The 13924-nt window shown below is 52.3% G+C and carries 9 protein-coding genes and 1 pseudogene; 6 read left to right on the top strand and 4 right to left on the bottom strand.

The window, feature by feature from the left end:
* Nucleotides 1-76 precede the first annotated feature (76 nt).
* Entirely contained in the window at nt 77-1471 is a 1395-nt protein-coding gene (locus JT719_RS11270) for a T9SS type A sorting domain-containing protein (RefSeq protein WP_207433162.1), read from the bottom strand.
* 348 nt (nt 1472-1819) lie between these two features.
* Here JT719_RS11270 and JT719_RS25520 point away from each other — a divergent pair, with 348 nt between their 5' ends.
* Entirely contained in the window at nt 1820-2728 is a 909-nt protein-coding gene (locus JT719_RS25520) for a S66 peptidase family protein (RefSeq protein WP_341350753.1), read from the top strand.
* 122 nt (nt 2729-2850) lie between these two features.
* Here JT719_RS25520 and JT719_RS11280 read toward each other — a convergent pair whose 3' ends face one another.
* From JT719_RS11280 to JT719_RS11290, 3 genes are all read right to left on the bottom strand, one after another.
* Nucleotides 2851-3864 carry a M28 family peptidase gene (locus JT719_RS11280; RefSeq protein WP_207433163.1) on the bottom strand — a complete coding sequence of 338 codons (1014 nt, stop codon included), beginning with the start codon at nt 3862-3864 and terminating at the stop codon, nt 2851-2853.
* Nucleotides 3854-5347 (bottom strand): cysteine--tRNA ligase, encoded by a 1494-nt coding sequence (gene cysS / locus JT719_RS11285; protein ID WP_207433164.1) that lies wholly within the window; start codon nt 5345-5347, stop codon nt 3854-3856. The genes JT719_RS11280 and cysS overlap by 11 nt, the downstream gene beginning before the upstream one ends.
* Nucleotides 5348-5924: 577 nt before the next feature.
* Entirely contained in the window at nt 5925-7028 is a 1104-nt protein-coding gene (locus JT719_RS11290; RefSeq protein WP_207433166.1) for an endonuclease/exonuclease/phosphatase family protein, read from the bottom strand.
* Between the two features lie 238 nt (nt 7029-7266).
* On the opposite strand from JT719_RS11290, the pseudogene tatA reads away from it, so the two are divergent.
* The 5 genes and pseudogenes from tatA to ruvA all read left to right on the top strand — a co-directional run.
* Nucleotides 7267-7464, top strand: a pseudogene (gene tatA / locus JT719_RS25205) (twin-arginine translocase TatA/TatE family subunit); the annotation flags it as partial.
* 195 nt (nt 7465-7659) lie between these two features.
* Nucleotides 7660-9096, top strand: a complete 1437-nt coding sequence (gene gatA / locus JT719_RS11300) for an Asp-tRNA(Asn)/Glu-tRNA(Gln) amidotransferase subunit GatA (RefSeq protein ID WP_207433170.1) — start codon at nt 7660-7662, stop codon at nt 9094-9096.
* Nucleotides 9096-10652, top strand: coding sequence for a lytic transglycosylase domain-containing protein (locus tag JT719_RS11305; RefSeq protein WP_207433171.1), 1557 nt, complete (start codon nt 9096-9098; stop codon nt 10650-10652). The genes gatA and JT719_RS11305 overlap by 1 nt, the downstream gene beginning before the upstream one ends.
* 196 nt (nt 10653-10848) lie before the next feature.
* Entirely contained in the window at nt 10849-13119 is a 2271-nt protein-coding gene (locus tag JT719_RS11310; protein ID WP_207433172.1) for an NADP-dependent malic enzyme, read from the top strand.
* A 159-nt stretch (nt 13120-13278) separates the two neighbouring features.
* Nucleotides 13279-13872: a Holliday junction branch migration protein RuvA gene (gene ruvA, locus JT719_RS11315; protein ID WP_207433173.1), complete on the top strand. Its 594-nt coding sequence runs from the start codon at nt 13279-13281 to the stop codon at nt 13870-13872.
* Nucleotides 13873-13924: the final 52 nt, after the last annotated feature.

Consider the following 13924-nt stretch of genomic DNA (forward strand, 5'->3'; position numbering starts at 1 on the left):
GTTTTCAGAAAAAGGGCAAAAAATAGCCCTGGCTCTTTGCAGAACCAGGGCTAAAGCGATCTAGTAACATCGTTGATTACCGCTTCACGATCTTTTGGGTTCGAACTCCCGATCTGGATTGGATCTGCAGAATGTAAGTACCGGCTGGTAAGGTGGATAGGCTGATCTGCTCGCCTTCCAATGCCTTTGTCAAGGTAGTATTGAGCAGCGTCTGGCCCGAGAGGCTCATTACTTTCACGGTGGCGATGGCGGCTTTCTCCAGTTTCACGTTAAGATCATCAACGGTTGGGTTAGGGTATACCAAGGCCGCCAACGGGCTCAACTCCTCCCTGGACGAAAGCACATTCTGGAAGTTGGTATACACAAACCGGTAATCATTCTTATAGCTCCCTCCGCTGCCGCTGCCCGGCTCCGCCGACCACGTCTGGTAGATGACCTCGGTAAGATCGTTAGAGGTGTTGTACGTGTTGGTGGCCTTCATTCCGTAGGTTATCACCCAATTGCCGTCCTGCCATTCTTCTTCCTGGTCCAACGTGAAATAGCCTTTGTCATCGTAGGTGACGGTAGTACGGCCATCATTCACCCAAGCTCCATTTTCCCAATCTTGGTCAAGCAACACAAAACTCCCGTTGGCCTGGTAGGTGGTGGTCTCTCTATCTACGTTCACCCAGGCGCCGTTTACCCACTCCTGGTAGGTATAGCCAGATAAATTCCACTCCTCAAAGTCGGTTAAATCAACATTATTGAAGTCATGCCAAACCAGGTCTATATCACGTTCTGTGTTCACCCAAGCGTTGTTTTCCCACTCCTGGTAAGTGAAGGAGATTGGTTGGTTGCTGCCTTGGTTATACCCTACTACAATTTTCTCGTCTACTTCCCAAGTGTTTCCCTCCCGTTCATATTCTATAATTTCAGCCAGATTACCTAAGGTGTTATAGTTGTAAACTTCCTTATCAGTCTGTTCCCAAGTACCCATGTTATAGGTCTGATACACAATCTCTGTCACTTTATCATTGGCATAGGTGTAAGAAGTTTTATAGCCGCTGTATAATAACCAAGCGCTGTTCTCCCAGTAATATTGAAGATTTTCAGTGATACGGTTGTGGCTATCATAGACCGTCACAAACTTTGAGAAATTACTGTTGTTTGCCTCCGTCATTAGGTCTTCTATCATCAAACCCGAGGTGTTATAGGTATATGCGTGATTGTAGCCCAATCGCCAGCCGTTGGTATTTTCATCCCAAAAGTATTCCTGACCATTGCGCGGCTGTCTGGTTTTGATGCCCTTTCTAAAAGCATTCTGCTGGGCTTTTGTGCGCAGACCTGAGGAAGGGTTTTTAGTTCCTGTTCCGGCTTTCCGGTAATTGGTGCCAAAGAAGGAGTTACTTTTATTTTGAGCCAAGCTGGTTAGGGCAAGCGCCAGGAAAAGGAAGCCCAAAACTAAAGCCTTCCGCCAATTCTCGTGTGTCATGTTTTTCGTGTAAATGTTTGTCATAGAAAAAAATTACAGGTGTAGGGAAAAGTCAATTCATGCACGTGCATTGCCACTATAGATTAGCAACAGGAAACAAAAGTAATTCTATATATAGGCTTATCTCAATACCAAGTTTTTGGTATATCCTCATAACCTCCACTCAGATTGTCCAACTAATTTCCTTGACTTTGCGAGTACGATGAACAAATTGGAACAAATACAGTCCTGAACAGGCAAGCCTCAAGCCGGTTACTGGCTTTCAAACCCGCTAAAAAGGTGAAGTGATAGACATCCTACCCAAAGATTTCCTTATTTTGGAACTCCATTTCAATTGACGTACCCACCGTGACCATTCCTGCCCTACAGAAAGGCGATGCCGTTGGCATTGTTTGCTTAGCCCGAAAAGTAAGTTTAGAAGATATCCAGGGAGGCATTTCCCTGCTGGAGGCCTGGGGCCTGCGCGTGGTACTGGGCGACAGCGTGGGGGCCGAGGAAGGCTATTTGGGCGGTTCAGACACTCTGCGCGCCTCTGATTTCCAACGAATGCTGGACAACCCTGAGATCAAGGCCATTTTCTCGGCGCGGGGCGGTTACGGCACCACCCGTATTCTGGACCAGATTGATTTCAGTCAATTCCGGAGCAACCCCAAGTGGATTGTCGGTTTCAGCGACGTAACGGCTCTGCTCTGCCACCTGCACCAGATGGGCATAGAAAGTGTGCACGGCACCATGCCCCTGCTCATGAACCAACCCGAGACCACTGAAGCCGATGAAAGCCTGCGCCGGGTACTTTTCCGGGAGCAGTTGTCTTACTCCATTCCCGCTCATCCGCTTAATATTCCAGGAACCGCTACCGGTCAGTTGGTAGGTGGCAACCTCATTCTGCTGGATACCATCACCGGCACCACCTCAGACATTGATTACACCGGCAAAATCCTGTTCCTGGAAGACGTAGGCGAATACTATTACAACCTGGACCGCGTGCTGGTGCACCAACGCCGATTAGGTCGATTGGAAAAACTAGCCGGTTTGGTGGTGGGCCAGTTCTCAGACATGAACGACACGGCTGTGCCCTTTGGGAAGGACGTGCCCCAGATTATCCTGGAACATTGCGGCAGCTACGGCTATCCTATCTGCTTTGATTTCCCGGTAGGGCACGTGCCGCTTAATCTGGCAATGGTAGTGGGCCGGGAAGCTACCCTTCAGGTGACCGCTGAGGGGGTTGCCCTGGAGTATACGCAATCGCGTTTGTAAGCTAGTTTTCCGAAATCGGACTAAAAACAGAGCCTTCCAGGGCATTCACCTATGGCAAAACAAAAAGCCGTTTTCCGATTGTTTCCCGAAAAACGGCTTCAAAACGCTTCGTTAATCTTTAATTATTGTTCCGTCATGACCACGTGCAACAGGGTCTGGCCTACTGCTTTCAGCGTGTTTCGGTCAATGATGTCCATATTATCGGTGTGGCGGTGGTGGTATGGCCCGAAGAACCCGTCTGGGCTGGTGGGGTCATAGGCAATGATATCGGCCATCCGGATGTTGGTGTGCTGGATCACGTAGGTGTGGTCATCGGTAATGCCGGGGCTGTCCTGAAACGGGAAGTAGTCTGAGTACCCAATCTGGTTGGCCGTGCGCCATATTTTCTCCACTACATCGCCGGCGTAGGCACGGCTGGTTTCTTCGCGGGCAAACCGAGAACCCTTCGCCCCTACCATATCCAGCAGAACTCCGTAACTGGCGGTGTAGCCTTTCGGCATCAGGTTCTTACCCCAATACTGTGAGCCCAGGCACCAGGTATCTTCCTTGTACTCGCCGGCATTGTCGGGTTGGCCGTAATCTTCGCCGTCAAACAGCATGATGTCTACGCCAATGTCTCCTTTCAGCGGATTGGCCTGAAACTGACGCGCCATTTCCAGCAGCACCCCTACCCCGCTGGCGCCGTCATTGGCACCGTCCATGGGTTTCTTGGGGTTCAGGGAATCTTTGTCGGCTACGTGGCGGGTGTCCCAGTGCGCGGCCAGCAGAATGCGCCGGCTGGCATTGGGGTTGAACTGCGCCATGATGTTGCGCAAATCCAGCGAAGTACCGTCATACGCCTTGGCCGTGAAGCTCTGCACCAACACGTTGGCGCCGTAGCCTTTGAGTTTACTGATCAAAAAATTGCCGCAGGCACGGTGCGCCGGGGTGTTGGGCACGCGCGGCCCGAAGTTCACCTGTTTGGCTACAAACTGGTACGCTGAGTCTGCATTGAAAGCCGGCACGTTCACATCTGCAACCGCGGCGGGTTGCTCTGTGGTGGTGGTTGCCGTTTCCGTATTGGTTTTCTTATCGCAGGCCGGAAAGCTGGCGGCTAGCATGAGGCCTAAGGCCAGCGCTTTCATGTTATTCTTCATAAGCCCAGTCAATACCGGTTTTCATGTCTTTGATCACGATGCCCTGGCCTTTCAGCTGCGCTCTGATCACATCCACCTTGGCGTAGTCTTTGGTTTCTTTCGCCTCTTTGTAAAAGCTTAACACCACGTTCAGCAATTCCTGGGCATCGGCGGTTTGCTCCACTTTCAGGCCTAATACGTCCAGCACCAAGGCGCGGTACTGAGTGCGCATCTGCTCAAAGGTCTCCTCAGAGATGGTCTCCAGTTTAAAGCCGCCGGTGTGCATGCTATTCACTTTCTTGAGCAGGTTGAACAGCGCGGCAATGGATTTGGCAGTGTTCAGGTCATCGTTCAAGGGCACAAACAACTCCGCGGTCAGCTTTTTGATCTCCTCCTCGGCTTTGGTGTCTACGGCCTCAGCTCCGGTGGGGTAATGCAACTGATCCAGGATGCGCAGGCCGTTCATGATCTTCAGGTAGCCTTTGCGGGCCGCCAGCAGACCTTCGTTGCTGAAATCCAGAGTGCTGCGGTAGTGCGCCTGCAGAATGAAGAACCGTATGGTCATAGGCGAGTACGCCTGCTGCAACAGTTCATGCGTGCCTGTAAATAACTCCCCCAGCGTGATAAAATTGCCCAGGGATTTGCCCATCTTCTTGCCGTTGATGGTGATGAGGTTGTTGTGTACCCAGAAACGAGCGGCATCGGTGTGGTTGTGGCTGGCCTGGCTCTGCGCAATCTCGCACTCGTGGTGCGGGAACATGAGGTCCAATCCGCCGCCGTGGATATCGAACTGGGTGCCCAGGTACTTGCGGCTCATGGCCGAGCACTCCAGGTGCCAGCCCGGGAACCCATCTGACCAAGGCGAGGACCAACGCATGATGTGGCTGGGCGAGGCTTTCTTCCACAGCGCGAAATCCAGCGGCGAGCGTTTCTCCTCCTGCCCTTCCAGGTTATCGCGGGTGTTGGCCAGCAGGTCTTCAATCACGCGGCCGGAGAGCTTGCCGTAGTTATGCTCCTTGTTATAAGCGGGCACATCAAAGTACACCGATCCGTTGGACACGTACGCTAGACCGTTATCCAGAATCTCCTGGATCATCTCAATCTGCTCTATGATGTGGCCCGAGGCGCGGGGTTCTATGTCGGGCGGAGCCACGTTCAGGCGGGCCATGTCGCGGTGGAAACTGTTGGTATACTGCTGCACCACTTCCATGGGCTCCAGTTGCGCGGCCTTGGCCAGCTTCTGGATCTTGTCCTCGCCAAAGTCGGCATCGTTCTGCAGGTGGCCTACATCGGTGATGTTGCGCACGTAGCGCACCTTGTAGCCCAGGTGTTGCAGATAGCGGCGCAGCACGTCAAAGGTGATGTAGGGCCGGGCGTGGCCCAGGTGCGCATCGCCGTAAACGGTAGGTCCGCAGACGTATAAGCCTACAAAGGGGCTTTGCAGAGGAACAAACTGTTCTTTGGTTCGGGTGAGGGTATTATATAAAGATACTGGGTGGTTCATGCGGCAAAATTATAAAACTTACTGGTACTTATGGCACTGGTAAGAAGTTAGGGTTCTGAAGTAGTTTTTCTTTCTGGCTTGGAAAGAGGTTTCGTTTTGAGGGTATTTTTTGAGTAAGGGCGTTGAAATGGCTTTTATGAGAGATATATGAGGACTTGTATTCTGCTGATGCTGGCGATTTGACCGCTGATCCAATGACTCATAAGCTTAGTTATTTCATAGGTTGCGATATGCGCTCACGGCCGCGGGGCCCCGTCTTCCGCGCTCGCGCTGCACCAGCTTCCTTTGCTCCCTGGCGGTCGCAATGCCTGGCGGCACCGGAACCTGCTAAGGCGCTCGCCCGAAAGACTGGAATCGGGAAAAGAGTCATAAGCAGAAGGAGAAGCAGTGATAGTGATGTGTGCAGGAGACAAGGCACTGCCTTGTCTCCTGCACACATTGCCTTTCCATGGTTCAAGTCTGTGACTTGGACCTACCATGATGGCAGTTTGTAACTGCCTTTAGGCGTTTGCCCCCAAAACCGGTTTATTTCAAAGCTATTTTCAGGAAAACGGCAGTAAAACAGCCAAACGGATTGCTACTCCTCAGCTACTGGCGTGGAGGAGAGAACGTAGGTGGCTTCCAGCGGGAAATGGTCGGTGAACTGGATTTGGTTTAGGACATCGAACCGAAGCAATTTCAAACGATTGCTGAAGAATTGGTTGTCTATTCTAATGGGCAACTTGCCGTTGTAGGTGAACCCGAAGCCCCGGCCGCCTTCCTCAAAAGCATTCTGTAACTCGCCACGAAGCTGCTGGTAGGTGTAGGAACTGGGCAGGTCGTTGAGGTCGCCGGAGAGCAGCACGGGGTGCTTACATCCTTCAATATGCTCCAACAGCCGTTGAACCTGGTGGCTTCGGGCAATAAACCCGCCTTTGAGCCGCCGGGCTATGTTGCGGCCTTTGGTTTTAAGCCCGGCTTCGCTCTGCATGGCCTCATCCACATCTTTTTGCTCAATGGCCATAGACTCCAGGTGCATGTTGTAGACCCGCAGCGTATCCTTAGACGGCAGCTTCACATCCACGTAAATGACCTGGTTTTTGGTAGGCCGGTCAAAAGAAACGCTTCCTTTTTCAATGATGGGGAACCGGGAGAAAATGGCCAGACCAAACTCTGCCCCAATGCTGTTGGTAAGCGCCTTTCCCACATAGATTTCACGGTCCTGCTGCTTGCCTACCCGTTTGCGGCTGTCATAGGTTTTATGGCCTTTCTCGTTGTAGAACTCCTGCAGGCAGAGAATATCGGCGGGATGTTCTGCCACCCACTGCATTTCCTCTTCGGGTAGTTCCGGGTTGTCGGCGTGCAGGTGCTTGTACACGTTGAAGACGCGCACGTTGTAGCTCAGCACTTTGATGCGCTGTTCCTCGGGCTCCGGCTCGGCGTCTGGGGTGTTGAGAGTGAAGTACCGCGTGTGCTGGCCCCAGAAAACAATGATCAGCAGCAAGGGTCCCAAGGCCCACAAAGGCCGCTGCCACAACCACAACAACAACATGATTCCGTTCATCACCAAGGCTCCGGGCAAAGACATGGCAATGAACCCGGCGGGCCAGAAAAGATGCGGCGGCACGTATTGGCAGGCTACTCCCAGCAAAAGCCAGAGCGTGGACAAAGACGTGAGAAATGAAAGAAACTTCCGGAGCACAGGGAAAAATTTAATCGCAGAAGTAAACCTACGCAAAAAACCGCACGCCGAAGAAAAAACGTAGGTTATTGCTCTTTTAACGGCATTTTAGGTCAAAGAGCCCTAAAACGGAACTTAAATATACAAAGGGGTTTTAAAATAGCTTAGTGGCCTCTCCGTTTTAAACTTGACCCAATGTGCCAAGTAATTGGAAATTATCCTCTAATTTTACATTCTTAACACCTTATTAGTAGAAGCTATGTTGTTATCCAGCTTATTATTCATCGGCAACTTAGGAACTGGCGAGATCATCGTCTTATTGTTGATCGTTCTGTTGCTGTTCGGCGCTAAGCGTATTCCTGACCTGGCCCGTGGCTTAGGAAAAGGTATCCGTGAGTTCAAAGACGCCACCAAGGAAATCAAAAATGACATTGAGAATGCGGCCAGCGATGACCGTTATTCCAACAACCAAAACAGAAATTATCCAAACAACGGCGGTTACTACAACCCTAACCCGCACGCCAACAACAACTATAACCAGCAAGGCTACAACCAACAACCTGGTTATAACCACCCTGGCAACGCTCCTTACAATAATGAGCCCGCTGCCAACCCAAACCCAACAACCCCTAACAACCCGAACGTTTAATACATGCGTTATACATCCCTTGACGCTATCCGCGAGGAGATAGGCCGAGGCGCACTCTCTTGCCGCCAACTGGTGGAGCAATACCTGCAGAACATTGCCGCTAAACGCCATCTCAACGCGTTCCTGGAAGTGTTTGAAGAAGAAGCCCTTCGGCGCGCCGAAGAAGTGGATGCCAAATTGCAGGCCGGCACCGCCGGCAAACTGGCCGGAATGGTGATTGGCATCAAAGACGTGCTGGCCTATGAGGGTCACGCGCTGCAGGCATCCAGCCAAATCCTGAACGGTTTCAAATCCCTTTACACCGCCACCGCCGTACGGCGCCTCCTGGCCGAGGACGCCATCATCATTGGTCGTCAGAACTGTGATGAATTTGCCATGGGTGGCTCCAATGAAAACTCCGCTTTCGGCCCTGCCCTCAATGAAGTAGACAACACCCGCGTACCGGGTGGCTCTAGCGGAGGTTCTGCCGTGGCCGTTCAAGCCGATCTTTGTTTGGCCTCCATCGGGTCAGATACCGGTGGTTCTGTGCGTCAGCCCGCGGCTTATTGCGGAGTGATAGGCGTGAAACCCACTTATTCCCGTATCTCCCGTTTCGGTCTTATCGCTTACGCTTCTTCTTTTGACCAGATTGGCGTGATCACGCAAAGCGTGGAAGATGCCGCCCTGCTGCTGGAAGTAATGGCTGGCCCAGATGAATTTGACAGCACCGTTAGCCAGCGCCCGGTACCAGCCTACAGCCAGAATCTTACCTTTGACCGCCCGGCCCGCATCGGGTTCATCCGTGATTCTTTTGAGAGCCCCGGGTTGAACACCGAGGTGAAAGCCGCCGTGCAGGGCGTACTGGACCAACTGCAGGCCGATGGCCATACCGTGGAAGCGGTAGAGTTCCCGTTCCTGGACTACATTGTACCTACATACTACATTCTTACCACCGCCGAGGCCAGCTCTAACCTGGGCCGCTATGACGGCGTGCGGTACGGTTTCCGGAGCGAGAACGCCACAGATCTGCCGTCTATGTACAAGAAAACCCGCTCTGAAGGATTCGGGAAAGAAGTACAGCGCCGCATTCTGCTGGGCACCTTCGTGTTGTCCGCTGACTACTATGACGCTTACTATACCAAAGCGCAGCAAGTACGTCGCTTGATCAAGGAGAAAACCGATGAACTCCTGAGCCAATACGATTTCCTGATTCTACCCACTACCCCTACCACGGCTTTCAAGATAGGGGAAAACACCAAAGACCCGCTGGCCATGTACCTGGAAGACATTTACACGGTACAGGCAAACCTGGCGGGTATTCCGGCTATTTCGTTACCAATTGGACACGATGCCGCAGGGCTCCCAATTGGGGTGCAGCTGATGACCAAAGCTTTTGGCGAAGAGCAATTGCTGGCCTTCTCCAAACAACTGATGAACCATCAACCACAAGTAAACGCCTAATGCGCAAAACTACCTTTCTTACTGGCCTTGTACTTACACTAGGCTTGGGCTCTGCGGCGCAGGCCCAGCAAGCGACCACACCGGTTTTCCCGGCGGTGCAAGTAAAAGACGCAACTAAGGTACTCGCAGACACCATTGAGTTTATTCCGGTAGAAACCGATGAGCTCATTCAGGACCGTCTGAGCTGTCTTGAACAGGAGATACCGTTGGAGTTCAACAAGCAGGTAAGAGGGTTGATTGACTACTTCACCATCCGGAACCGGAAATATACCCGGCGCGTACTGGAGCGGCAGCCGCTGTACTTCCCTATGTTTGAGAAGTACCTGGCCAAGCACAACATGCCAGATGAACTGAAATACCTGGCGGTGGTGGAATCGGCGTTGCTGCCCAAGGCGGTTTCCTCGGCCAAGGCAGTTGGTTTGTGGCAGTTCATGGACTTCACCGGCCGTGATTATCGTCTGGTGCAGAACCATTACCTGGATGAGCGCATGGACCCGGAGAAATCCACTGAGGCGGCCTGCAAGTTCCTGAAGCAACTGTACCGTATGTTCGGGAGCTGGGAAATGGCCTTGGCGGCCTACAACTGCGGTCCGGGCAACGTGAAGAAAGCCATTGCCCGCTCGGGCGGCAAGCGTACGTTCTGGGGCATTTATCCTTATTTGCCTAAAGAAACACGCGCCTACGTGCCTTCTTTCACGGCTCTGGTATACGCCATGAACCACGCGTCAGACCACAACATTCAGCCGTTGAACCTGCAGTATCCGGTAGAGGTAGACACCATGCTCATCAGCCAGCCTGTGGATCTGAAGTTGCTGGCTCTGCAACTGAACCTGCCCGAGGACCACATTGCCAACCTGAATCCGGCGCTGAAGCACAAGCACATTCCGGAGAACGTAGCCAATTTCCCACTGCGCATTCCGGCTACGGCAAGACCTTTCCTGGACCAGAACCGCATGGCCATCCTGGACTCGGCCCGTTACAAAGCTCCGGTAAGAGTGAAACTGCCGGTGCCTCAGGAGCCAGCCACCATGATGGCGAAAGCCGAGGTTGCAGTACCTGACAGCACCACCAAATTTTTCTATGTGGTTCGCCGCAACGACAATCTTTCCAAGATTGCGAAAGAGCAGAACGTGACCGTAGAGCAGTTAAAGGCCTGGAACAAGATCTCTGGCAACACCTTGCTGGCAAACCAGAAGCTGGTAGTGTACAAGCCTGAGAGCAAGAATCCGCAGGACGTGAAGCTGAAGGAAACTCCGGCCTCAGAGACCACGCTGTTGGCCTCAGCCGATGAGGTGGCTTCTTCTAACGGCAAGTTAGCGGGGCCTAACGCAGAAGGTATGCCTAAGGAAAATGCGGCCACTGCTGCGGTTGCCAAGAAAGCGATAGCAAAGAAAGGTACGGTAGAAAAACCGCAGACCATTCACCATGTTCAGCCCGGCGATACACTTTGGAATATCTCCAGACGTTACAACAACGTGAGTGTGGAACAGCTGAGAAAAGCCAACAAACTGAAAGACGACGAACTGAAACCAGGCATGAAGCTGATTGTAGGCTGATTCTGGCAGTAAAACATAACTAGCATCTCTGGCTCAGGCTTGGGATGCTTTTTGTTTTTCCGGTGTTTTCGCCCAGACAGCCCTAAAACAGACCGACGTTTTAAGCAAGATATGGCAAAACCAGGCCGGAAACCATCTGAGAGTATTACCCCGCTCTAGCGGAATAACCTAGAATACAACACAAGAACTGAAGGACATGATTAAGATTAACAAGGAAGATGCGCTGAATTATCACAGCCAGGGGCAACCCGGTAAGGTAGAAGTGGTGCCTACCAAAATGGTGAGCACCCAGATGGACTTAGCCCTTGCTTATTCGCCAGGCGTAGCAGAGCCTTGTAAAGAGATTGCTGCCAACAAAGAAGATGTGTACAAATACACCGCCAAAGGCAACCTGGTAGGTGTGATCTCCAACGGAACCGCCGTGCTGGGCTTAGGCAATATTGGACCTGAGGCTTCTAAACCGGTAATGGAAGGGAAAGGCGTTCTGTTCAAGAAATTTGCCGGTATTGATGTGTTTGACATCGAGATTGACTCTACTGACCCCGAGGAGTTCGTGCGCATTGTGAAGTCTTTGGAACCCACCTTCGGGGGCATCAACCTGGAAGACATCAAAGCCCCGGAAAGCTTCAAGATTGAGAATGCCCTGCGCGAGCAGATGAATATTCCGCTCATGCACGATGACCAGCACGGGACGGCCATCATTTCCAGCGCCGCCCTGCTGAACGCCCTGGAACTGGTAGGCAAAGACATCAGAAAGATCCAGATGGTGATCAACGGAGCCGGGGCCGCCGCTATTGCCTGCGCCAAGTTATACCTGGCCTTGGGTGTGGACATTGACAATATTGTCATGTTTGACAAAGACGGCATCATTAACCCGCACCGCAATGACCTGGACATCTACCGTGCCCAGTTTGTGACCACCCGTAAAATCACCACCCTGGCCGAGGCTATGGAAGGCGCTGATGTGTTCATTGGCCTGAGTGCCGGTAACGTGCTGGCCCCAGAACTGGTGAAACGCATGGCTGCTGATCCTATCATTTTCGCGCTGGCTAACCCAGACCCGGAGATTGCCTACGAAACCGCCATGGCCACCCGCGAGGACTTGATTATGGCTACTGGCCGGTCAGACCATCCTAACCAGGTAAACAACGTATTGGGTTTCCCTTATATCTTCCGGGGTGCCCTGGACGTACGCGCCACCGAGATCAACGAGGCCATGAAACTGGCCGCCGTTTATGCCCTGGCCGAGCTGGCCAAAGAAGCCGTGCCAGACATCGTGCACAAGGCCTACGGGGATAACACCATCGCTTTCGGCCGCACATACCTTATCCCTAAGCCGCTGGATCCGCGCCTGATCACCACCGTGAGCCCGGCCGTAGCCAGAGCCGCTATGGAGTCTGGTGTGGCCCGTCAGCCAATCACCAACTGGGAGCGGTATCACCATGAGTTGCAGGCCCGCATTGGTATTGACCAGAAACTGATGAACCGCGTGCTTACCCAGGCCCGCCAGAACCCTAAAACGGTGGTTTTCGCGGAGGCAGACAACTACAAGATTCTGAAGGCGGCCCAAACGGTAATGGAGCAGAAGCTGGCCTACCCTATTCTTTTAGGCGAGCGGGCCCTTATCCAGGAGCTGGTGGAGGAATTCAACATGGACCTGACTGGCTGCGTGATCATTGATCCGCGCGAGGAAGACGCCAAATGTGAGCAATTTGCCCATCTGCTCTACGAGAAGCGCAAGCGCAAAGGACTTACCCTGTACGACTGCCGCAAACTGGTGCGTGACCGCAACTACTTTGGCTGTATGATGGTGGAAACCGGCGAGGCAGATGCGCTTATCTCTGGTCTTACCCGCGAGTACTCCTCTACCATTAAGCCTGCCCTGCACGTGATCGGTGTGGAAGAAGGAGTGAACAAGGTAGCGGGTATGTACATCATCCAGAACAAGAAAGAGCCTTACTTCTTCTCAGATACTACCGTGAACCTGCAGCCTACCGCCGAGGAACTGGTAGACATCATTGGCTTGACGGCCCGCTACGTTCGCTTCTTTGACCGGGAGCCGCGTATTGCCGTGCTTTCTTACTCCAACTTCGGGTCTAGCTCTGGGCAGGTGCCTACCAAAACCCGCGAGGCTACCCGTCTGGCCAAACTCCGCTACCCAGACCTGCTCATTGACGGGGAGATGCAAGCCAACACCGCCCTGAACACCGATTTGCTGCGCGAACACTATCCGTTCAGTGAACTGGCCAACGTAGGAGCCAACACGCTCATCTTCCCAGGCTTGGCAGCGGGTAACATGGCGTATAAACTTTTACAGGAAATTGGCGGGGCAGAAGCCATTGGGCCTATCCTGATGGGCATGCGCAAACCCGTGCATATCTTGCAGTTAGGTTCCTCGGTGCGGGAAATCATCAATATGGTAGCCATTGCCGTGGTAGATGCCCAGACGTGCAAGGCTAAACTCTAAATAGTACTAGTACGTACTGCGTTGTACTACAGCGTAGCGTCCAATACTTACCTAATTATACTCATATTCTGTTTTGAGCTTCTTTCCTCAAAAAGAGGCTCAAAACAGAATTTTTACTTATATTATTTACCGTATTTCACCCTTTATTACGCTGGTCACATGATCGCATATTTAGATGGCCGTCTGGCCCAGAAAGATCCCACTTTCGTGATTATAGACGTGGGAGGCGTGGGCTATGAGCTTCGTATTTCATTGAATACCTACGGGCAATTGCCCGAGGGGGAGCGTTGCCGTCTGTACACCCACTTGCACATCAAAGAAGATGCGCATACGCTGTATGGCTTTGCCACTCCCGCTGAGAAAAGCGCGTTTCTGCATTTGATTTCTATTTCGGGCGTAGGCCCTAACACAGGTCTCATGATTCTCTCCTCCCTTACCGTGCAGGAGGTGCAGCAGGCCATTGTGCGCGAAGATGTGCGCACCATTCAGCAGGTGAAAGGCATTGGCGCCAAAACCGCCCAGCGGATTATCCTGGAACTCCGCGATAAATTCCGGAAAGGCCTGGGAGCAGACTCCGTAAATGTCTCATTTGGTGCTGCGCACAATACCTCCCGGGAGGAGGCGTTATCTGCATTGGTGACCTTAGGTTTTGCGAAGAATGTCGCCGAGAAAACCTTAGACAATATCATAAAGCGGGAAGGTGCAGGCCTCACCGTGGAAGAAATGATCAAGTTCGCTTTGAAGTCATCCTAAGAAACTTCCCCATTATTTGTGTTTTACAAGAGAAAGCCTCACATTCTTACAG

It is taken from the genome of Sabulibacter ruber (assembly GCF_017355955.1).
Classification (GTDB): domain Bacteria; phylum Bacteroidota; class Bacteroidia; order Cytophagales; family Hymenobacteraceae; genus Nibribacter; species Nibribacter ruber_A.

Coding starts and splice junctions, on each gene's coding strand:
- JT719_RS11270 (WP_207433162.1), bottom strand. CDS start 1,471: ATGACACACGAGAATTGGCGGAAGGCTTTAGTTTTGGGCTTCCTTTTC.
- JT719_RS11280 (WP_207433163.1), bottom strand. CDS start 3,864: ATGAAGAATAACATGAAAGCGCTGGCCTTAGGCCTCATGCTAGCCGCC.
- cysS (WP_207433164.1), bottom strand. CDS start 5,347: ATGAACCACCCAGTATCTTTATATAATACCCTCACCCGAACCAAAGAA.
- gatA (WP_207433170.1), top strand. CDS start 7,660: ATGCGTTATACATCCCTTGACGCTATCCGCGAGGAGATAGGCCGAGGC.
- JT719_RS11305 (WP_207433171.1), top strand. CDS start 9,096: ATGCGCAAAACTACCTTTCTTACTGGCCTTGTACTTACACTAGGCTTG.
- JT719_RS11310 (WP_207433172.1), top strand. CDS start 10,849: ATGATTAAGATTAACAAGGAAGATGCGCTGAATTATCACAGCCAGGGG.
- ruvA (WP_207433173.1), top strand. CDS start 13,279: ATGATCGCATATTTAGATGGCCGTCTGGCCCAGAAAGATCCCACTTTC.